The sequence below is a fragment of the Hyphomicrobium sp. 01T421 genome (assembly GCF_056398805.1).
Genome location: NZ_JBFTQC010000001.1, coordinates 855,041 through 876,201, shown reverse-complemented (window position 1 = coordinate 876,201; position 21,161 = coordinate 855,041). Strand labels below are relative to the sequence as shown.

Annotated in this window: 17 protein-coding genes; 11 read left to right on the top strand and 6 right to left on the bottom strand. The window is 59.2% G+C overall.

Going from position 1 to position 21,161, the window contains the following annotated elements; all coding sequences use genetic code 11:
- Positions 1 to 4: 4 nt before the first annotated feature.
- Positions 5 to 991 (bottom strand): efflux RND transporter periplasmic adaptor subunit, encoded by a 987-nt coding sequence (locus AC1DK3_RS04030; RefSeq protein ID WP_477190994.1) that lies wholly within the window; start codon positions 989 to 991, stop codon positions 5 to 7.
- A 482-nt stretch (positions 992 to 1,473) separates the two neighbouring features.
- On the opposite strand from AC1DK3_RS04030, the gene AC1DK3_RS04025 reads away from it, so the two are divergent.
- Together AC1DK3_RS04025 and AC1DK3_RS04020 are read left to right on the top strand one after the other, a co-directional pair.
- Positions 1,474 to 2,670: an efflux RND transporter periplasmic adaptor subunit gene (locus AC1DK3_RS04025; RefSeq protein WP_477190993.1), complete on the top strand. Its 1,197-nt coding sequence runs from the start codon at positions 1,474 to 1,476 to the stop codon at positions 2,668 to 2,670.
- Positions 2,667 to 5,822, top strand: coding sequence for an efflux RND transporter permease subunit (locus AC1DK3_RS04020; RefSeq protein ID WP_477190992.1), 3,156 nt, complete (start codon positions 2,667 to 2,669; stop codon positions 5,820 to 5,822). Before AC1DK3_RS04025 ends, AC1DK3_RS04020 begins: the two co-directional genes overlap by 4 nt.
- A gap of 33 nt (positions 5,823 to 5,855) precedes the next feature.
- Here the strand turns inward: AC1DK3_RS04020 and AC1DK3_RS04015 are convergent, their stop codons facing one another.
- Positions 5,856 to 6,500: a hypothetical protein gene (locus tag AC1DK3_RS04015; RefSeq protein ID WP_477190991.1), complete on the bottom strand. Its 645-nt coding sequence runs from the start codon at positions 6,498 to 6,500 to the stop codon at positions 5,856 to 5,858.
- A 346-nt stretch (positions 6,501 to 6,846) separates the two neighbouring features.
- Between AC1DK3_RS04015 and AC1DK3_RS04010 the strand changes: the two genes are divergently transcribed.
- Positions 6,847 to 7,230 carry a hypothetical protein gene (locus AC1DK3_RS04010; protein WP_477190990.1) on the top strand — a complete coding sequence of 128 codons (384 nt, stop codon included), beginning with the start codon at positions 6,847 to 6,849 and terminating at the stop codon, positions 7,228 to 7,230.
- Entirely contained in the window at positions 7,223 to 9,040 is a 1,818-nt protein-coding gene (locus AC1DK3_RS04005; protein ID WP_477190989.1) for an ATP-binding protein, read from the top strand. The genes AC1DK3_RS04010 and AC1DK3_RS04005 overlap by 8 nt, the downstream gene beginning before the upstream one ends.
- 294 nt (positions 9,041 to 9,334) lie before the next feature.
- Here the strand turns inward: AC1DK3_RS04005 and AC1DK3_RS04000 are convergent, their stop codons facing one another.
- Positions 9,335 to 9,811 (bottom strand): hypothetical protein, encoded by a 477-nt coding sequence (locus AC1DK3_RS04000; protein WP_477190988.1) that lies wholly within the window; start codon positions 9,809 to 9,811, stop codon positions 9,335 to 9,337.
- A 368-nt stretch (positions 9,812 to 10,179) separates the two neighbouring features.
- Here AC1DK3_RS04000 and AC1DK3_RS03995 point away from each other — a divergent pair, with 368 nt between their 5' ends.
- A complete protein-coding gene (locus AC1DK3_RS03995; RefSeq protein WP_477190987.1) occupies positions 10,180 to 10,320 on the top strand; it encodes a hypothetical protein in 141 nt (46 codons plus the stop codon).
- Between the two features lie 608 nt (positions 10,321 to 10,928).
- Here AC1DK3_RS03995 and AC1DK3_RS03990 read toward each other — a convergent pair.
- The gene (locus AC1DK3_RS03990) at positions 10,929 to 11,183 is read right to left on the bottom strand and encodes a hypothetical protein (RefSeq protein WP_477190986.1); all 255 of its coding nucleotides are present in this window, start codon (positions 11,181 to 11,183) and stop codon (positions 10,929 to 10,931) included.
- A 233-nt stretch (positions 11,184 to 11,416) separates the two neighbouring features.
- Between AC1DK3_RS03990 and AC1DK3_RS03985 the strand changes: the two genes are divergently transcribed.
- From AC1DK3_RS03985 to AC1DK3_RS03965, 5 genes are all read left to right on the top strand, one after another.
- On the top strand, positions 11,417 to 11,812 hold the full coding sequence (locus AC1DK3_RS03985) for a response regulator (RefSeq protein WP_477190985.1): 396 nt from the start codon (positions 11,417 to 11,419) through the stop codon (positions 11,810 to 11,812).
- Positions 11,813 to 11,976: 164 nt separating this feature from the next.
- Positions 11,977 to 12,168 carry a CsbD family protein gene (locus AC1DK3_RS03980; protein ID WP_477190984.1) on the top strand — a complete coding sequence of 64 codons (192 nt, stop codon included), beginning with the start codon at positions 11,977 to 11,979 and terminating at the stop codon, positions 12,166 to 12,168.
- A gap of 220 nt (positions 12,169 to 12,388) precedes the next feature.
- A complete protein-coding gene (locus AC1DK3_RS03975; RefSeq protein WP_477190983.1) occupies positions 12,389 to 15,064 on the top strand; it encodes an ATP-binding protein in 2,676 nt (891 codons plus the stop codon).
- A 1,010-nt stretch (positions 15,065 to 16,074) separates the two neighbouring features.
- Entirely contained in the window at positions 16,075 to 16,281 is a 207-nt protein-coding gene (locus AC1DK3_RS03970) for an aa3-type cytochrome c oxidase subunit IV (protein WP_477190982.1), read from the top strand.
- A 927-nt stretch (positions 16,282 to 17,208) separates the two neighbouring features.
- Positions 17,209 to 18,108, top strand: coding sequence for a polysaccharide deacetylase family protein (locus AC1DK3_RS03965; RefSeq protein ID WP_477190981.1), 900 nt, complete (start codon positions 17,209 to 17,211; stop codon positions 18,106 to 18,108).
- A gap of 105 nt (positions 18,109 to 18,213) precedes the next feature.
- On the opposite strand, the gene AC1DK3_RS03960 is transcribed toward AC1DK3_RS03965, so the two are convergent.
- On the bottom strand, positions 18,214 to 19,251 hold the full coding sequence (locus AC1DK3_RS03960; protein ID WP_477190980.1) for a glutamine synthetase beta-grasp domain-containing protein: 1,038 nt from the start codon (positions 19,249 to 19,251) through the stop codon (positions 18,214 to 18,216).
- A 450-nt stretch (positions 19,252 to 19,701) separates the two neighbouring features.
- Between AC1DK3_RS03960 and AC1DK3_RS03955 the strand changes: the two genes are divergently transcribed.
- A complete protein-coding gene (locus AC1DK3_RS03955) occupies positions 19,702 to 19,902 on the top strand; it encodes a DUF2735 domain-containing protein (RefSeq protein ID WP_339085328.1) in 201 nt (66 codons plus the stop codon).
- A gap of 256 nt (positions 19,903 to 20,158) precedes the next feature.
- On the opposite strand, the gene AC1DK3_RS03950 is transcribed toward AC1DK3_RS03955, so the two are convergent.
- Positions 20,159 to 21,046, bottom strand: coding sequence for a glutaminase (locus AC1DK3_RS03950; protein WP_477192865.1), 888 nt, complete (start codon positions 21,044 to 21,046; stop codon positions 20,159 to 20,161).
- Positions 21,047 to 21,161 lie beyond the last annotated feature (115 nt).

Here is a 21,161-nt window from a genome sequence, read left to right as displayed (position 1 = left end):
CGGCTTAGTCCGGATCATTAGTTGGTGCGGAATGGCCTTGTGCCACGGACGACGCAGCTGGCTTTGCCGTCCCCGCTGTTGCAGGTGCTTGACGCGGGGCGTCATCATCGTCGTCGTCGAAGCTTCCGGGTGCCGCTTCGCGTGCGAGCAGAACGGACGCGCCTTTCACCACGACGCGCGTGCCGGGATCGAAGCCGCTTTTTACGAAAAAGCCATCGTCAACCGGCGCTTCCAACGACACGAGCTTGCGTTCGTATTTGCGCGGTTCCGTTTCGACGTAGCACCAGGATTTGCTGCCAAAGACGACCAGAGCGGCGCTCGGAATGACGACACCGGTCAGTCTCTCCGGACTATCGGCGACGATACGCGCCCGATCACCGGCGCGAAGCCCAGGGCCCGCGTTGATCAAGCCGAAGAAAGACACCCCAGGCATCGCGAGATTTCCCGAGGGCGCGGCCCACAGGACATCGACCTTCGTTTCCGAACCACCGCGAAGTGGAACGACACGAACATTCCGGGGCACTTCTGCCGCCATGTCGGAGAAGTCGAGACGAAGCACAGCGCGCGAGCCGTTCGCAATATCGGCCATCAATGTTTGGCGAGCGTCGGCGTTCAGAAACGGGGCCTTATCGCCCCATGATTGCTGAAGGCGCGTCAGCAACAGCTTCAGCTGGGACGCGTCGATACCTTCCTGACGGACGGCGTTTTCGAGGGTCTGCCTCGACAGCATGGTGGACGCTTTGAAGCGCTCGAGCTGTCCGTGACTGAAATTGGCCGCGACTGTTGCAGAGCGGATGTCGGCGTCGAGTTGTAGGAGCGCATCGGGATTGAGAACCATCCCAATACCCTCGAGCTTCACAGGTTCGTTCGACGCGGCGAGGACGATCGTATGCACGGGAGGGGAAACAACGTCGGGAACGTTGTTTCGTTCTTCGGCCTCTTCGGAATGCGGTGCGTTGCAGCCGGCAAGAAAGGCGAAGCTGCCTACCATTAGTAGTGTTCTTATTATTGCGGGGACCTGCAAGCTCTCCTCCGTCGTGCCAGGATTAACCCCCGCTAAAGTCGGGATAAAATCCGCACGTTTTCGGGAGACAATGCTCCAAAGATCCGGCTCAGACTAGCTGTATTTGTGGGGGCGTGGTTTCCGGCGGGTGCGCAGCTATGGGGTGGCCGCCACAACGATAAGCGTGATCACCCGAGAGCAAGGCCGAAGCGGCCAAAGACGAGACATGTAGAATAATCTGACAAGCCGAGAAGTCGCCCGGCGCTTACACATGCTGCACAGCATCATTTTAATCGAAAACCTGCGGCTCTCGTAGTTGTACAGCAACCTACATTTACAATGATCGGGGATCTATACGGGTTGAGCAAATTCACCTAACGTTACCCCACCGCCTTTATCCAATTTCTTCTAACATTGTGGGTTTCACTATGGGTGACGAATCCGTACTGCGATCGTCCGGGCGCAGCTGCATGCAAGCCATCTCGCGTTCGCCGGGCTCCGGCCGCGGATGGCGCGCGACCGTTGCGTGCTTCGTTGCTTCAACACTCGCGCTTTCAGCGTGCGGCGATAAGAATACGTTCGTTCCACCGCCTCCCCCGAAGATTGATGTGGCGCTGCCATTGAAGGAATCGGTGACGCGCTACCTGACCACCACCGGCAGCACCGCGGCGGTCAACAGCACGACACTGGTTGCCCGCGTTCAGGGTTTCATCGAAGCGATCAAGTATCAGGATGGCGACTTCGTAAAGACCGGCCAGGTGCTGTTCGTCATCGAGCAACAGCCCTATCAGCTTGCGCTTCAGCAGGCCGAGGCGGGGCTTGCGAGTGCGACCGCGTCCACAACGCAGACGACTGCCGATTACAATCGCCAGATGGATCTCGCCGCCAAGAATATTGCTAGCCAAGCGACGCTAGACACGGCGACTGCAAATAAAGCCGCGGCAATCGCGAAGCAGCAGCAATCACAGGTCGATATCGATCAGGCGAAGCTCAATCTCAGCTACACGGAAGTTCGCGCGCCATTCGACGGCATCGTGACGTCTCGCGAAGTCTCGTTGGGGCAACTCGTCGGCGCGGGCAGCCCGACGACACTCGCGACCATCGTTCAGCTCGAGCCCATTTACGTCAATTTCTCCATCAGCGAAGTCGATGTTCAGGAGATCCGCTCCGAGATGAAGGCGCGGGGCATAACCAACGAGGAACTCAAGAAAATCCCCGTTGAAGTCGGCCTGCAGAGCGAGAAGGGCTATCCACATATCGGCACGCTCGACTATGTCGCGCCGAGTATCACGGCCGCGACGGGAACGCTCGCTGTCCGTGGTGTGCTGCCGAACAAGGATCGCGCGCTGCTTCCCGGCTATTTCGTTCGCGTTCGCGTTCCCAGAGCCAAACAGCCTGACTCGCTTCTCATTCCGGACCGCGTCATCGGCAGCGATCAGAGCGGCCGGTACGTGCTCATCGTCAACAAAGACGACGTCATCGAACAGCGCAAAGTCGAGCTCGGCCAGCAGGTCGGCGATCTGCGCGTCATCGAAAAGGGCATCACTCCAGACGATCGCGTCGTCATATCCGGGTTGATGACAGTCGTGCCTGGCCAAAAGATCGAGCCTGAGCTGAAGACTATCGCTAAGCCCGAAGCCGAGCCGAAAGCGGATGGCGCCCCATGATCTCGAAATTCTTCATCGAGCGTCCGGTTCTCGCGAACGTCATCGCGGTTCTGTTCGTCGTGATCGGCCTCGTTTCACTAATTCGGCTCCCTGTTTCCCAATACCCGGACGTCGTTCCGCCGACCGTGCAGGTGACGACGCGCTATCCGGGCGCGAGCGCGCGTACGGTGATCGATACCGTTGCCTTGCCGATCGAGCAGCAGGTGAACGGTGTGGAGCGGATGCTCTACATGCAATCCTATGCGGCGTCGGACGGCAGTTACTCGCTGACCGTTACGTTCGACATCGGCACCGATCTCAACGCGGCGCAAGTTCTGGTGCAGAACCGCGTTTCGGCCGCGATGGCGTCGCTGCCGCAATCGGTACAAGTGCAGGGCGTCGTCGTTCAGAAAAAGTCGACGGCGATTTTGCAGATCGTCACGCTGACCTCGCCCGACAATAAATTTGATAGCCTTTATCTCAGCAACTACGCGACCATCCGGCTGAAGGATGAAATCGCGCGGTTGCCGGGTGTCGGCAACGTCAACGTTTTCGGGGCCGGTCAATATGCGATGCGTATCTGGCTCGATCCGGAAAAGATGCAGGCGCGCGGGCTCAACGCGCAGGATGTGATCCAGGCGCTGCAGCAGCAGAGCCAGCAGGTGACGGCCGGACAGATCGGGGCGCCGCCGGTAGCCGGCGCGCAGACGTTCCAATACACGGTTGACGTTGTCGGGCGCTTCGAAGATGCGGAGCAGTTCGCGAATGTCGTCGTCAAAACCGGTACGGCCGGCGATTTGACCCGGTTGCGCGATGTCGGGCGTGTCGAACTCGGCGCGCAGACCTATGCGCAGATTTTCAATCTCAATGGAAAGCAGGCCGCCGGCCTCGCGATTTTCCAGACACCGGGCGCAAACGCCCTCGACGTCGCCACCGAAGTCGCGACGAAGATGAAGGCGCTCGCGAAAGAATTTCCGGAAGGCATGGCGTACTCCATTCCTTTCGACACCACGATTTTCGTGCAGCAGGCGGTATCGGAGGTTTACAAAACCCTGATCGAAGCCGGTTTTCTGGTGCTGATCGTCATCCTCGCGTTCCTGCAGGATTGGCGCGCGATGCTGGTTCCGGCCACCACGGTGCCGGTGACGATCATCGGTGCCTTCGCCGCCATGGCGGCATTGGGCTTTTCGGTCAATCTTTCGACGTTGTTCGCGATCGTTCTCGCGATCGGCATCGTCGTCGACGATGCGATCGTCGTCGTGGAGGGCGCCGCTCACAACATCGAGAAAGGCATGTCCGGCCACGACGCCGCGATTGCCGCCATGAATGCGTTGATGGGCCCGATCATCGGCATAACACTGGTGCTGATGGCGGTGTTTTTGCCATCCGCCTTCCTGCCGGGGCTCACGGGGCAGATGTACGCGCAGTTCGCGCTCGTCATCGCCGCGACAGCGTTGATCAGCGCCATCAACGCGGCAACGCTGAAGCCGACCCAATGCGCGCTTTGGCTCCGGCGTCCGGTGCCGCCCGAAAACCGGAACTTCTTCTACCGCGGCTTCAACGCCGTCTATCAGCGCATGGAGGACCGCTACGCCGGCTTGATCGGCGGCATGGCTCGCCACAGCGGATTGATGTCTCTCATCGCGCTGGCGATCATCGGTGGCGCCATATACGGAATGTCGCGCGTCCCGACCGGCTTTCTGCCGATCGAGGACCAAGGATATATGATCGCTGCCGTGCAGCTTCCCGATGGTGCGGCGCTCGGGCGAACGCAGAAGTCGCTCGAGCAGGTCGAACAGCTCGCCAATGCGGTTCCGGGCGTCGAGCGCGTCATTACCATCGCGGGCATATCGGCTCTCGACAACAGCGCGTCGCTTGCCAATGCCGGCGTTGCCTACATCATGCTGAAGGATTGGGATGCGCGCGGTCCCGGCCAGGACTTGGCGTCCCTCTATAAAACTCTCAACGAAAAGCTCGCAGTCATCCAGGACGGTCACGTTCTGGTCGTGCCGCCGCCGCCGATCCAGGGCATCGGCAATGCGGGCGGCTTTACGATGCAGATCGAATTGCGCGACAGCAGCTTCGATTTGGCCAAGCTCGAGAGTTCGGTCAACGCCATGGTGAAGGCCGCCAGCACTCAGTCGAGCATTGCGCGTGCTTCGACCACCTTCCGCGCCACCGCGCCCCAATACAGAGTTACGATCGACCGCGAAAAGGTTCAGACACTTCTGCTGACGACCGATCAAGTGTTCTCGACGCTTGCGAGCTATCTCGGCTCGAGCTACGTCGACCAGTTCAACAAGTTCGGCCGCGTCTTCCAGATCTACGTGCAGGGCGACTCTGCATTCCGGATGTCGCCCGACGACATTCTTGCTCTCAGGGTGCGCAATCAGAACGGCGACATGATCCCGCTCGGTACCGTTCTGACGATCACGCCCCACATCGGGGCCTCACTCATCAGCCTTTATAATCTCTATCCGTCGGCCGCTATCGTCGGCGTGCCGGCCAAGGGCTTTTCATCCGGGCAGACCATCAAGCTCATGGAAGAGATTGCCGCGAAAACGCTGCCGCCCGGCGTCGGCTATTCGTGGACCGCGCTGTCCTATCAAGAGAAGCTCGTCGGCGGCCAAATCTATTACGTGTTCGCGCTGGCGATGCTTCTCGTCTACCTGGTGCTCGCCGGTCAGTACGAGAGCTGGTACGCGCCTTTGTCGGTTCTCCTGGCGGTTCCGTTATCGCTTCTCGGCCCGGTGCTGGTGCTGACGTCGGTCGGCGTTGACAACAACCTCTATGTCCAGATCGGGCTCGTGCTTCTGATTGCCCTTTCGGCGAAGAACGCCATTCTGATCGTGGAGGTCGCGCGCGAAATGCGGGCCGAGGGCAAGCCGATCTTCGATTCCGCGTTGGAGGCAGCGCGGGCCCGTTTCCGGCCGATCCTGATGACGTCGTTCGCGTTTATCCTGGGCGTCGCGCCGCTGGTCTTTGCGACTGGTGCCGGGGCGTCCGCGCGCAAATCGATCGGCATCACCGTTTTCAGCGGCATGCTCGCTTCGACGTGTCTCGCGGTGCTGTTCGTTCCCTCGTTCTTCGTCGTCATTCAGCGCTTCGAAGAATGGCGCCGGTCCCGGAAGAAGCCGGCGGAGCCTGCCATGATCGCACCGAAGAGCAACTAGCGTCGCTGACTGCAGGCCGCTTTATCCGCGCCCTCAGTGCCACCACAACGCCGGGTTGGTCAGCAGATCGATGACGCTGGCCTTGTGCCCTGCGGCTGCGAGCGCCATCGCAGTTGTCGTGCCCGTCTCGCGTTCTTCGCGTTCCGCCATCCGAGAGTTTCGCGTCGCTTTGGCGAGGGCTTTCTGTGGAATGCGGTGCGTGTTCCCGTTGCCTTTCACGCGATTGGGCGGCGGCGCCTCCTTCAGCGGAGGCGCGTTCTTTTCGATCGTATCCTCCGCCTGCTGGTTCGACGCCAGCATGATCGAGCGTCCAGCCTGAGCTTCGGGCATTTGCGGCGGCACAAGCTTTTCCGGATCCGGCATTGCGGGACCAGGCTCAGCCGGCTCATGCTTGGCCGGAGCGACATCGTCACTTTTAGAAATCGAACCGGTTGTCATCCCGGCGAAGAGGGCGCTGATTTTTTCCGCCTCCTGTCGCGCGGCGACAGTCTGGCCGCGTTTGGCGTGCAAGGCGGATGCATATTTTTCCTGTCCCGATGACGGGACGAACGACGGCAACGGTGTCGAGCCTTCGGATTGCGGCTCGGCCGCCGCTAATGCGGGATCTGCAAAAGCCGGCTGTCCATAGGCGGCGAGCAAGGCCACAACCGGCACAACGACTGACGCAACTGATTTCATAACTGACGCCCTTTACTCCCCAGGGGCATTCAGCAATCCCAACGACGGCAATAGAAAGGCTGGAGTTCTCGCAGCGATACTAACGGGCGAACACCGGCGCGCTCGGGCGGTCCCGTGCTTCCTCGTCCGGCCTCTGGGCCTATTCTGCACGCGCGAATGCATTCGTTAACTTTTCTGACCGAGAGGTTACGCGTTTTCAATTCCGGGGCCGCCAAAATGAATAGCGTTAATTCGATCGGGATGCAGACAGCCTCGGTTAAGCTCAGAGTAACGCATTGCAAGGATGATATTCCGGGGGTCGAACAAGCGTGCCCCGCGCTGTTGATGAAACAATCATTTGCCCCCAATGAAGTCTCCAAATCTCGAGGCCTTGATTATCGACGAAGGCAAGGTCCTGGATGCCGGAAAGCTGCTGCGTATGCGCGGCTATCTCGATTTGGTCGGCTTTCGCGACATCATCGGCGAATTCGAGACCGCCATCGAACAACGCCTTCTCAATCTCCAATCACTAGAGCTATCTCCGTCTCAGATTGAAGCGATCTGCCACGATCTCATCAATTTCACCGGCACGCTCGGAATGTGCCAGCTGATGTCGGCAGCGGAGAGATTGAGAGAATTCGCCCGCCATCATGCGCGGGCAGATATGCTTTCGGCGCAGGTAGAAATGAAATGCGCCGGTGAACGCGCCATGGCCGCGTTGAGGGCGTATATGGAGGTCGCCAGTGACTAAGCTGCGCCTTCATCGCGATCAGTTGGCCGCCGTCGCCCGCGTCACGCCCTATGCAATGGCCGGCTATGGCGTCAATTTGGCGCTCGCCGCGGCCGCATTTTGGAACACCTTCCCGGCTCACCATCTTTTTCTTTGGCTTCTCTTCTCGTTCTCCGTTTGCGGCTTCGTGGGGCTGCGGTCGTTGCCTCGCGCGCCCTCCAAGCGCCGCCGTAATATCGACGCGACACGGAGCGCCCGGAACGCTCTCGTATTCGCGACCCTGCTTGCACTTCCCTGGTCCTTCTTGGCGGCGGCATGGGCTGGCGCCGTAAGTGGGACCAGCGAGGCGATCCTTATGGCGTTCGTCGTCGGCATGGCTGCAAGCGGCAGCATTCTGCTTGCGCCGATCCCCGCGGCTGCACTCACCTACGCGGTGACCATCCTCGGCCCTCTCATACTGAAACTGCTCATTCTCGGCGGCAGAGAAAATTTGGTCCTCGGCGCGCTCGCAGTAAGTTTTCTATTTTTCTTAGTCGTGCTCGTCATGACAAACGCTCGCATGTTCATGGAGCGGCTCAGGGTTCTGGACCGGCTCAAAGTGTCCATTGCCGATGCGAAGGCCGCGAATGAGGCGGCGCAGCGCGCGACGTCGGCGAAGTCAGAGTTCTTCGCGACGATGAGCCATGAAATCAGAACGCCGTTGAACAGCGTCATTGGCTATACGAGCCTCGTGCTGGCGCGACGCGGCCTCAATACCGAAGATGCGCGCGATCTCGAGATCGTGCGGGATGCGGGACGGTCGCTCCTCAATACCGTGAACGACATCCTCGACTTTTCCGCAATCGAAGCCGGGCGCATGAAGCTGCTGCTTGCGCCCACCCTGCTCCGTCCGATCATCGAGAGCTGCCTGTCGCTGATTCAGGTCGACGCGCGGGCGAAAGGCCTCATTCTGAGCGCCGAAATCGATAGCGCGCTGGATGAGGTGGCAGTTGCGGCGGATGCGCAACGCGTCAGGCAGGTGCTCGTCAATCTCGTCGGCAATGCCGTCAAATTCACGTCGGTTGGCCGTGTCGATGTCCGGGCCAAGTGGGTGAAGCGGTCGGATGACGACGTCGTCGTTCGCTTCGTCGTCAAAGATACCGGCCCTGGCATACCGCAGAAGTCGATACCGGAATTGTTCAACAGATTCAGCCAGCTCGATGGAAGTTACGAGCGGCGTTTCGCCGGATCGGGTCTCGGGCTCGCTATCAGCAAGAGCATCGTCGTTGCCATGGACGGCCAGATCGGCGTCGACAGTGTGCTCGGCGAAGGGTCCGCTTTTTGGTTTGAATTGCCGCTCGCCGTCAGCCGGTCACAGCCTTCAGCCGAGCGCTCTGCGGATTCGAAGCCGGCCGGGCCCGGCGGCCTCAATGTTCTGGTGGTCGACGACATGGAGCCGAACAGACGGCTTACGTCCACCGTGCTGCGACGTGCAGGGCATCGCGCGGTGACAGCCGCGAGCGGCGCCGAAGCCATTCTGCTGGTACAGTCGGAAACATTCGATGTCATCCTCATGGACATGCAGATGCCCGGGATGAACGGCCTCGCGGCGACGAAGGAAATCCGGAAGCTGCCGCCAAATCAAAGCCAGGTTCCGATCATCGCCATGACGGCGAACGTTCTCCCCAACGAAATCGCGAGCTGTTATGCGGCGGGTATGACGGCACACATCGGCAAGCCGTTCGAGATCGATGTGCTGCTTCATGCAATGGAAGCCGTGTGCGACGGAGCAGGAATTAGCACGCGCCATCGCGTTCCGGTCGCCGCATCGGGCGGAAGAAATCCTTTCTGATCATCGTCCACGATTGATCAGTTCGCAGGCGAGCCGCCGTCAAAGCGTGGCGACTAAATCACAACCTGTTACACGTTGCGTCGGATTGTGAATTGTTTGTGACTACGATTTTCTGTATTGGCTGCCACCTTCAGCGGGAAGAGCGTCGCTGCTTGAACGGTCGGCACAGCGGGAGCCGATACCGCCAAGCGTGAGGGTGACGTGTTCCTGTCAGCCCTGCCAGCGATGGCAGGGCTCTCTATTTTTCTACGGCTCGCGCGCATAAAAAAGCCCCGGATAACCGGGGCTTTTTCGTCAATAGTCATAGCCATAGCCGCAGATGCGCCGTCCGTAGCTCCAATAGCAGTAGTAATCATCATCGTAATAGCCGTCATAGCCGTACGCGAAGAATGGACCACCACCACGTCTGAAATGACCGTGGTGATCGTGACGATCTCCGTGGAAGTTTCCGCCCATGCGACCGCCGCGGAATCCGTACCCGGGACCGGCGAAGCCGCCACGGCCCATTCCACCCATTCCACCCATGCCTCCGTGGCCCATGCCACCATGACCCATGCCACCACCGAAGCCGCCGCCTCCGTGACCCATTCCGCCGCCTCCCCCGCCTCCTGCCGAGAAGCCGCCGCCTCCCATTCCACCGCCTCCGCCGTGACCGCCTCCGCCTCCCCCACCGCCTCCGCCGCCGCCACCGTGGGCATCGGCAGAAATGGAGAATGCCGTGACCGCAAGCGCCGCGGCAGCGACAGTCGCCAACTTACGAAGTGTTTGCATTTGGGTTTTCCTCATTCTTTGAGGAGCTGAAACAGCTCCGACAATGGGCAAACCTTGGCAATAAATGTTTGTTGCGTGCCGGCGCTCGAATAACGCAGCCGGCTGAACAACCAGTCGCAGAGTTCAATTCGGCGCCGCACTTTGAATACGGTGATCGGCCAGCGACTTATGTTCGGAATGCGCTGTTGCGGACGCTCTGGGCCTGTTGACAGCAATGCAAAATGTGAAAAGCACATGCGCGTTGCGATCGCGTAAAAAGATGCCCCCTCGCCTCAAAAACATATGTGACCGAGATAGCGGAACTGCGCATTCCTCGCCGGGCTTTCAGCATAAGCCAGACTGCGCGGGCGTCGGAGGAAAACAAAGAAATGTATGAGGACGATTGGATCGCGGAGTTCAACAACCGCGCAACCCCGCGGCTGCGGGAAATGTTCGAAACGGAACTGGGCAGCCTGCCGCCGTTAGTATCGGACTTGCTCGTCCGCCTGAGGCAGGCCGAAGGAGACTGAGGAGACGATCGGACCCGGCGGCCACGTCTTCATTTCACGATTTTCGTTGGGGATATCAAACGAGAAGACGCCGGCTTCGGGGGAAAGCCGGCGTCTTAAGGGACGACGCTATCGGGGGGATTAGCGCCTAGACTACAATCTTGGGGGAGATTGTATGTGGAGAACGACAACAGCGATCTCAGGTTCCACATCGCGCGTAAAATTATCGCCCCGAACTTTGGGACGTGAGAAGGGCTGCACGGCAAAAGCTGGAGGAAGCCAGCTTTGGCGGGAAGGAAGCCTAAAGTTTTCTCTGACATAGGGTGCCCAGCAGATGGGCCGGCCTCTCCCGCGCCTCAATCCATAGGATGACGATGAAGATCGCCGAGTTTGCCCGGCGCGCACGTGCGCATCGATTGCATATTAAAAATGTCCTGATGACGGGGCTCGAAGGATCGTGTCCCGATCGGCGCGTATTCATTTCGGCAGCCGTGAACCGGACCTCGGCCGTTAAATTTGATTCACAAACGAAGTGCCGAACGGAAGCTCTGATCCCCTATCCCCACCTCGTCGCTTCACATCGCCGGTAAAGCTGCGTCAATGCCGCTGACATACGGACGCGCGGCGCTCTAATTCCCCTCAACGCTGCCTGCGTCTTTAAAGCGGCTGCCGTTGGCAATGCCGAGAACCCCAAAATCCTGCGATCGAGAGTGTTCGTCGACTGTCCCAGTCGGCGCACTGGTTAGCCCGCGTTTCAACAGCTCGCGGACGGCTGCGGCACGGCTCGGCAAGCGATATTTGTAACGGAAGTCATCGACAGCTTTAAGCTCTTCCGGCTCAAGCATAATCTGAAGTCGTTCGTCCCGGTTTGCAGCTGGGCTCATCGCGAACCTCCTTCGCGCATTGGATAATCTCGCGGGCTCAAAGTTAGTAAGTCGCTCAGACTGAGCAACGGCCGGTGATAACGAGGATGATGCCAATACCGTTCCCTACGCCTGCTAACAATTTCAGGGCGGCACTGTAAGTTGCTGTTTCAACGGATTGATTAATGCCGGGAACGGCATGAGGATGGATCGTGGTTTCGGGTTGGGCTATGAATTATTCTGGTTTGTGTAGCATGGTGGAGACGAAGGTCCTCGGACATGTGCGGGCGCCGCGCGTACTTCTTGTCGAGGACAACACGCTTATCGCCCTCGACCTTGAAGAGATCCTCAAGGGATATGGCTGCCGGGTCGTCGGGCCATCCATGACGGTGCGAGAAGCGCTCGAAGTGCTCAATCGGGAAGAAGTCGACATCGCTGTGATCGATTATCTTCTCGAGGACGGGGAAGCGGCGCCGCTCGCGCGTGCGCTTAACGTCATGGGCATCCCTTTCGCGATTTGCACCGGCGCGGGGGGAGCTGAACTCTGCTCCCTTTATCCGAATACACCGATCCTCGGAAAACCCTATAATCCCGACGACGTGTCGATCGTTGTGAACAGTCTCATCGCCAGCCGGCTTGCCGCCGTCTGAAATTGGCCCGGCGCCGATGAAATGAGGTCGCGCACGACAGCCCGACAGCCCGACTTCCAATTCGTTGCTTGGTTGCGCCCACTCTTCGCGTGCGGGTTGTCAGCGCGCGGAACTTTCGATCGAAGCTTGGCGTTGGCAGCAACGTCATTTTTCAGGAGGTTACGATGGGCAGTCTCAAGAGCAAATTCGATACGGCAGTTGGCAAGATGAAGGAAAAAATCGGATACGCTGTCGGGTCAGATAAGCTTCAGGCCAAGGGCGCGGCACAGGCCGTGAAGGGGAAAGTCGAAGGAGCGGTCAGCGACGCCGCAAATAAAGTTCGCAAGACCGTCGACGACCAGATCCAAAAGCACTAAGCCGCCGTACAGGGTCCTGAGCTTGGCGATTGCGCCGCGCGACCATCGATGTAACGGTTCCGTTTGAAGACTATCGCTGCCGCCACGAAAAGACGATGTCAACCCGAACCCCTGACGAATATTATACTGGAGGGGATCAGCGAGTGGTTGGGAGACCAGCCCGACGGAGTTAGGACTTTCATTCACGAACGATGGGCAGAATGGTTGGGAGCAGCGACGGTTGAGCGGCCCAAATTTCAATAAGCTGCCCTTCCTCGCAGGCGGTGGGGAAGCGTCGCAGATCATTTCGGATTTCGACTGGTCGCGTACGTCGCTGGGTGCCATCACGGATTGGCCGCCAACCCGGCGGTCGGCGATATCACTCGTTTTGCGTTCGCCTATTCCCATGGTGACGCTGTGGGGCGAAGACGGGTTCATGATCTACAACGACGCTTATTCCGCTTTCGCGGGAGAGCGCCATCCGGCCTTGTTCGGTTCGAAAGTTCGCGAAGGGTGGCCGGAGGTCGCGGATTTCAACGATAACATTCTCAAGGTCGTGCTTGCGGGGGATACGCTGGCCTACCGCGAATTTCCGCTCACGCTCTACCGGCGCGGCGGTCAAGCTGAGCAGGTCTGGCTCGATCTCGATTATTCGCCGCTGCTCGATGAGTTCGGAACGCCCGTCGGCGTTATTGCGATCGTCGTTGAGATCACCGCGAAGGTACAGGCAGAACGCGAACTGAAAGCGGAGCGTGAGAGCCTTAGGCGGATGTTCGAGCAGGCGCCCGGCTTCATCGCGGTTTTGAGCGGACCGCGGCATAAATTCACGATGATTAACGAGGCCTACAAGAAGCTGATCGGAAATCGTCCCGTGCTTGGCCAAGCCGTGGCAGACGCCATTCCGGAAGTGGAAAAGCAAGGCTTCATCGAGCTTCTCGACCGCGTATACAAAACCGGCGAACCCTTCATCGGCAGCAGCTTCCCAGTCGACCTTCAGCATTTGCCGGGTGGCTCGTTCGCTTCGCACTATCTCGATTTTGTTTATCAGCCGATCATCACGAGCGACGGCAAGACCACGGGGATATTCATCCAAGGTCATGACGTCACCGAGCAGAAGCTCGTTGAAGCCGCCATTCGCGCCGAGACGCGCAAGCTCGACGTGTTGAACCGGACCGGCGCGGCTGTTGCGGCCGAACTCGCCGTCGGACGGATCGTTCAGATCGTCACGGACGCGTGCACCGAATTGGCCGGGGCGCAGTTCGGTGCATTTTTCTATAATGTGATCGACGACAACGGTGAGAGCTATATGTTGTATGCTCTCTCCGGCGTCCCAAGGGAGAGCTTTGAAAAATTTCCGATGCCGCGCAACACGGCCATCTTCGAACCCACTTTCAGGGGCGTCAGCGTCGTTCGCTCGGACGATATCTTGAACGATCCGCGGTATGGGAAAAGCGAACCACACTTCGGCATGCCGAACGGTCATCTTGCGGTACGCAGTTATCTCGCCGTGCCCGTGATCTCGCGCTCAGGCAGCGTGATCGGCGGACTGTTATTTGGCCATGAGGCGCCGGCAAAATTCGTGACGGAGCATGAAGAGCTTCTCGTCGGCATTGCCGGACAAGCCGCGACTGCGATCGACAATGCCCGCTTATATCAGGCTGCGGAACGGGAAATCGGGGAACGCCGGCGCGCGGAGGCTGAGCTCCAAGCCCTCAACAACACGCTTGAGCAACGGGTAATCGACGAGATCGCCGCCCGCTCAAAAGCCGAAGAGCAGTTGCGGCAGATCCAGAAGATGGAAGCCGTCGGACAGTTGACCGGCGGGATTGCGCACGACTTCAATAACATGCTCGCCGTCATTCTCGGCGGGCTCGACCTCTTGAAGCGGCGGCTGGCGAAAGGTGACACCGACGTAGAACGCTTTGCCGACGCGGCGATTGACGGCGCCAAGCGCGCCGCGAGCCTGACGCAGCGGCTACTCGCCTTCTCTCGCCAGCAGCCTCTCGCTCCCGAACCTATCGACGCCAACAAATTCGTGTCGCGCATCAGCGAGCTTCTCGCGCGCACGCTCGGCGAGCCGATCAAGATCGAGACCGTTCTCGCGGCAGGGCTGTGGCGCGCAACGGCCGATCCCGCTCAGCTCGAAAATGCGCTCATCAATTTGGCGGTGAATGCGCGGGACGCGATGCCGAAAGGCGGGCGGCTGACGATTGAAACGTTGAACTCGCTCGTCGATGACGGCTACGCCAAGGAATATGCAGTCACTCCCGGTCAGTATGTGCTGATCGCGGTCACCGATACCGGCGAGGGGATGACTCCCGAAGTCATGGAACGCGCGTTTGATCCCTTCTTCACAACGAAGGAAGTCGGAAAGGGCACAGGTCTCGGGCTAAGCCAAGTTTATGGATTTGTCCGCCAGTCGGGCGGGCACCTCAAACTCTATTCCGAAGTTGGTGTCGGGACGACGGTGAAGGTTTATCTTCCGCGCTTCTATGGCGAAACCAGCGAATCCCGGCAGTCGACCGACACGCCCAATCTGCGGCAGGGTTCGCGAAAGGAGGTCATTCTCGTCGTCGAGGATGATATTCGCGTTCGTGCCGTGTCTGTCGAAGCGCTGAATGAGCTTGGCTACAGCGTGTTGGAAGCGGCTGGCCCGCATCAGGCGCTCGCTCTCCTCAATGCACATGACGACATCGCACTTCTGTTCACGGATGTCGTCATGCCGGATATGTCGGGCCGAGAGCTCTCGGATCGCGCGCGTCAGAAGCAGCCGATGCTGAAGGTGCTCTACACCACCGGATATACGCGAAATGCCATCGTCCATAATGGGGTTCTCGATCCCGGCACAAGTCTCGTCAGCAAGCCGTTCAACTTGGAAGAGCTTGCTGCGAAGATCCGGAAAATTCTGGACGAATAGATCCATCGTCCGCACTTTGCATTGCGGAATATCGCGCACACGACGCTCGGTACAATTTTTCACGAATAGATATCGCGTCCGAGCGTCGAACATCATCGGCCATTAACCGGCCCACTCGATCGTGCAGTCGTTTCACATCTTTCGGATGATGAAACTACGCGCGGTGTCGAGCGTAACTCCATCAGCTAGCCTGCTTGGTCTTTTTTTGCGTCGTCCAGCGCGCGCGGCCAGCACACGGCAATCGTTCCAAGCCCGGCCTTTTAACAGAGCCTCGCGCAAAGGAACCTAGAACAACATCATCCGTATTCTGACGTCTTTCTCCGACGAGTCATGAGGTTTTATCAATGAATAATTTTAAGCGGATTGCGATTGCGGCTGTGGCGTCTCTGGCCGTCATTTCGATGACGCCGGTTGCGGAAGCTGCCCACGGAGGATTTGGGGGAGGTGGCGGATTCCATGGCGGACTTGGGGGAGGTGGTTTCCGTGGATTCGGTGGCGGCGGGTTCCGCGGATTCGGCGGCGGAGGCTTCCGTGGCGGGTTCGGCGGCGGGGGGTTCCGTGGCGGAGGGTTCCGTGGCGGCGGTTGGGGATTCCGCGGTGGAGGCTTCCGTGGATGGGGACGACCGGGGTTCCACGGTCATGGGTTCGGATTCCGCGGTCCGCCAAGATTCCGTGGCCGACCGTTCTTCCGTCGCGGCTTCGTTGGTGCCGGCCTGTGGTGGCCGTGGTGGGGATGGGGAGGCGGTTACTATCCATATTATTACAGCAACTACTACGGTGGTTACGGTGGTTATGGGTTCTGCCGTCGCTGCAGGCGCTACTGCGGTGGCTACTGATTATTTGTTGAATGCTGAGGTGTTGAACAGTCGGCCTGTGGCCCCGCTGCATATTGGCGGGGCGCACCCTTTGAACGAAGCTTCAGCGCCGGTCCGCCCCGCGCGGCTCGTCGCTCTGCGCTTTGGAACGTCAACTCTTGACCAGGGTTTACCTTCCAAATCTTGGAGGCAAAAATGGCTATTACCCGCGATCCGACCTCGCTGGAAATGCTTCAAGAAGAAGGCATCGAGCATGCGGCTATAGAGAAGCAGCCTTATGCGCCCGATGCGCAAGAATTCGAACAGCACATCGACACCTATCGCGGTTTCCTGCGTGGAGTGATGCTTTTCGTGGCTCACATCGCGGTCATTCTGATCGCGCTGGCATATTTCTTTGGTTGACCGAGGAATGGCGCGGAAGACCCCAACAGAAGTAAGACAGGGCAGTTCGCGAACGACAAATTTTCGCGTTCTCATCTTGTCGATGCTGATCACAGTGCTGGTTCTCGGTGGCTTTGCGCTTGCGTTCATTTTGAAGACTCCCGCCCGGATGGAGGGGATCACGAACAACGCGGCGCAAGATCAGCCTTCGCGCGGATCACCACCGGAATCGAAGCCGCTTCCCAAATAGCTGGCGATTCAAAATCCCGGGCTCAAAAAATCCATTGTTAACTAGTTGCTTCGGTTGCGCTTCGGCATGCGGAACCGAGCTTTTAGCGGTCTGTTGCCGAAGCGGAGCGCTCGCTCCGGCAAAACAAAGGATCACCATCATGAAGAGAATTGCGATGCCTATTCTCGCTTGCATTGTGGCCGTCACCGCTATTGGCGCCGTTGCTTCCCCCGCCAGCGCATGCGGTTGGGGTGGGGTTCACCACCCGCGCGGATGTGGTTGGGGATGGTAAGGTAATTCTGCCGATTGAAGCGTCGCCGACGCACCAAGCCAAAGCTGCGCCGGCGAACTTTCTTTGATCAAATTCGCTCTCGAAACATATTGCGGTGTGGCCTGAGACCAATCGCAACGTGCAAAGCGCGGCGGCACGCTCGTGAAATCACAAGCAAAATCTGAAGATGTGGCATACGTGCCGGAGGTATACCGATTTTTGAGGTCCGCTTGGCCCCAAACTGGCTGACCGCGAGGTCAAGTTGTTATATTCGTTGCCGGTTGGCACGAGACTGCAGACCCTCACGTTCCCTTTGCAGATTCGTTTGCTCGGTTCGTTGCATCGGTGAGTCGGCTTCGGAGATCTGACGATGGCCGCCGCCCCAGTTGAGCGGTTGTTGTAATCCGCGTCGACGATTGTCGGTGGCCCTTCTCAGGTTGGATGTCGCATGCGACCACAATGGATTTTAGGCACTGCCGCCGCAGCTATCATAGCGGCGGGTGCCACCGTTTTGTCTCCCGCGTACGCGGATGATGCGTGCCCCGCCGGAACGCTTGGCGTTTCAAGAACGATTGAGGTCGACACGACCGGCGGACCCTGGATCGGCTCGCCCCATGGCGATCCGAATTTCCTTGCTCCGAACGAGGTCGTTCTCACATTCGACGACGGCCCCTCGCCGAAGGATACGCGTGCGATTCTCGCCGCCCTCGCGAAGGAATGCACCAAGGCTGTATTCTTCATGGTCGGCGAAATGGTCGTCGTGCATCCGGAGATCGTCAAAGAGGTTGCGGACCAGGGGCACACGATCGGGACGCACACGTGGTCTCATCCCAATCTCGCGCGACTTGCGTTGCCTGAAATCACGCATGAGGTCGAAGCGACCTTCGACACCGTGCAAAAGTTTAGTCCACAGCCGGTCGCACCGTTTTTCCGCTATCCCTATCTTTCGAGCAGCAAACTCGCCGAGGATTACTTCAAGAGCCGGAATATCGCGCAATTCGCGGTCGACGTCGATTCATCCGACTGGCGCATGCGTAGCTCTGCACCTGTCATCGCGAGGGTTATGGCGGGGCTCAAGGCGCGCGGGCGCGGCATCGTCCTGATGCATGACATCCACAAATGGACGGCTGACGCGGTGCCTGGGCTGCTCGCGAAACTCAAGGCGGGAGGCTACAAGGTCGTCCTTCTGAAGCCGAAAACCACGCTGCAGCTCGTTGCAGACGTTACACCGCCGGAGCCGCAGAAGAGTTCAATCAAATCCGCTTCACGAAAAGGCAAGCACCAGAGAACGTCATCGCGCGCCAGAAAAGCGGTGCTTCTCGGCAAGAGGTCAGCGGCAATCCAATAGGGACTGCGCCGCTCGCCGGACGCAAATGTGAAGTGGGCTTACCGGCCGAGCCGATCCAGATAGAATAACGGCGCCGACTGGTGAGACGGCGCCGTGTTTTATAGATTAAGCAGCCTTCGCGACGGCGCCAGCCGGCACCGCAGAGATCGTCTTCAGGATCTGCGAAGCGATCTGGTATGGGTCGCCCTGCGAGTTCGGACGGCGATCCTCGAGGTAACCCTTGTAGCTGTTCTTGACGAACGAGTGCGGGACGCGGATCGAGGCGCCACGGTCAGCAACGCCGTAGCTGAACTTGTTCCACGGCGCGGTCTCGTGCTTGCCGGTCAGACGCTTGTCGTTGTCCGGACCGTAGACGGCGATGTGGTCCATCAGGTTCTTGTCGAACTCCTTCATCAACGCTTCGAAGTAGTCCTTGCCGCCGACCGTACGCATATACTCGGTTGAGAAGTTGGCGTGCATGCCCGAGCCGTTCCAATCGGTGTCGCCGAGCGGCTTGCAGTGATACTCGATGTCGATGCCGTACTTCTCGGTGAGACGCTCCAGCAGATAGCGGGCCATCCACATCTCGTCGGCAGCCTTCTTAGAGCCCTTGCCGAAAATCTGGAATTCCCACTGGCCCTTCGCCACTTCGGCGTTGATGCCCTCGTGGTTGATGCCGGCTGCGAGGCAGAGGTCGAGATGCTCTTCGACAATGGTGCGCGCGACGTCGCCGACGTTCTTGTAGCCGACGCCTGTGTAGTAGGTTCCCTGCGGCGCCGGATAGCCAGCGGCGGGGAAGCCGAGCGGGCGCCCATCCTTGTAGAAGAAGTATTCCTGTTCGAAGCCGAACCAGGCGCCGGCGTCATCCAGGATCGTGGCGCGCTTGTTCGTGGCATGAGGCGTGACGCCGTCGGGCAGCATGACTTCGCACATGACGAGAACGCCGTTGGCGCGGGCCGGATCCGGGTAGTGGGCAACCGGCTTCAGAACGCAGTCCGAGTTGCTGCCTTCAGCCTGTTGGGTGGAACTGCCGTCAAAGCCCCAGAGCGGGAGGTCTGCGAGATCCGGAAAGGCGCTGTAATCCTTGATCAGCGTCTTGCCACGCAGATTCGGAACCGGCGTGTAACCATCGAGCCAGATATACTCGAGCTTATACTTCGTCATTCGTTAGTGCTCCCTAAGTTTGACGTCTGAGAATTCCGTACTGCGTGCGCGGCCTGCGGGGGCGCCGCGAATGCGCTCGGGCATCCGATGAGAAGCTGCTTCATCCGAAGGGCCGTCCTGACGCTGCCGACGGGTAGCGATGGCGGCTTGAGACATGCATGCGGACGCGAGCTCGGCGCAAAGTCTCGTGCTCTCAACTTGAGACGCGCCGGTCAGCATCCATTCTCCCTCTCGTTTGATGCAGGCCCATACGAAGCCTGGCGCAATGTGGGGGAACACGACGGTTGCAGCGCGCGTTCACCACGGCACGGATGCTATCCAAAGACGCAAAACCAAGCATGCCCATAATATGTGCAAGTGCTGATTTTTATTGAGGCATCAGAATTATCGGGCGAAAATGGATGTCGAACCGGCTATAATGTGGAGCCGGTGAGACGTGGAGAGATAAAGATGACTGAGACACAGTATCGACAATCGGCAAAGATCTACCAATTCCCGAAGGGCGGACGGGCGTCCCTGCATGGACAGCGGCTCGTCAAGAAAGCTGCTGCGATCGTGCCCTCGCGCCTCGCGCGACACGCTGAGTTCGGCAGCTGCTGGTATCACGAAGCAGCCATCGAAGACGATGCCGAGCTGGTGCGTTGGAGCTGAAGCTCGAAGTTCGTCGGCGTCATGCGTAACGTGAATTCCACCGACTGCAGACACTGATCTATATCGCGGGAAAGGCATTTTTGGCCCTTCCCCGCGCGGCGGGCGATGATTGCCGCCCGGTTACAAAAACGGTTTATATTCTGGACACTTCCGGGCTCGCGGTTCTCTCGTCATTGCGGCTGCACCGAGAACTTGCGCGCGAGAAAATTCGGGCTCTTCGAAGCGCAATGCGTCGCGCCAGCCCGTCCCCTAGTCCTCATGCGCCGAAGATCGACCAGCCCATCCGGTGGGTAAGATGCTCGAGTGCGATCTGCCCCAGCCGCGAGTTGCCTGTCGTATCCAAACCGGGCGACCAGACGGCAATTGAGGCCTTGCCGGGCGCTACTGCCAGGATACCGCCGCCTACTCCGCTCTTGCCCGGCAGGCCGACGCGGTAGGCAAATTCGCCCGATCCGTCGTAATGGCCGCAGGTCAGCATGAGAGCGTTAATCCGACGCGCCCTCTCAGGCTGCACAACTGCATGTCCCGTAGACGGATTGCTGCCAAATTGTGCAAGAAAGCGTCCCGCCATGGCCAATTGTCTGCAAGACATCGCGATGGCGCAGTGGTGGAAGTAGACCCCGAGCGTGAAGTCGACGGGGTTATCTAGATGCCCGAAAGACTTCATGTAGTTGGCGAGCGCGGCGTTGCGGAAGCCGGTTCGTTGCTCGGAGGCGGCCACCTGCTGATCGATGGTTATGGTCGAATCGTCGGCCAGGAACTGCATGAACCTCAGAATTTCGCCCAGCGCCTCACGGGGCAAATGGCCGGAGAGGATCAAATCCGTCACCGCGATCGCGCCAGCGTTGATAAAGGGGTTTCGCGGAATGCCCTTCTCGTTTTCGAGCTGGACGATTGAGTTGAAGGGGCTTCCCGAGGGTTCGCGGCCGACCCGCTTCCAAAGCCTGTCGCCGACCTTTCCCAAAGCAAGGGTCAGCGTGAACACCTTCGAGATGCTTTGAATTGAAAACGGCGTATCGGCGTCGCCTCCCACCGCGACGTTTCCTTCGGCGTCGATAACGGCGATGCCGAAAGCTTTGGGGTCGATGCGCGCCAATTCGGGAATGTAGGTTGCGACCTCTCCCCGTTCGGGCATGCGCCGCATCTCGTCAGCGACTTCTTTGACGACGTCGTCGAGCTTACTCACGGCGTGCCTATCTCATGATTGCGATCCTCCCACGTACTAGCGGGCATTTACTCAATCGCACAAGCGGGCACAC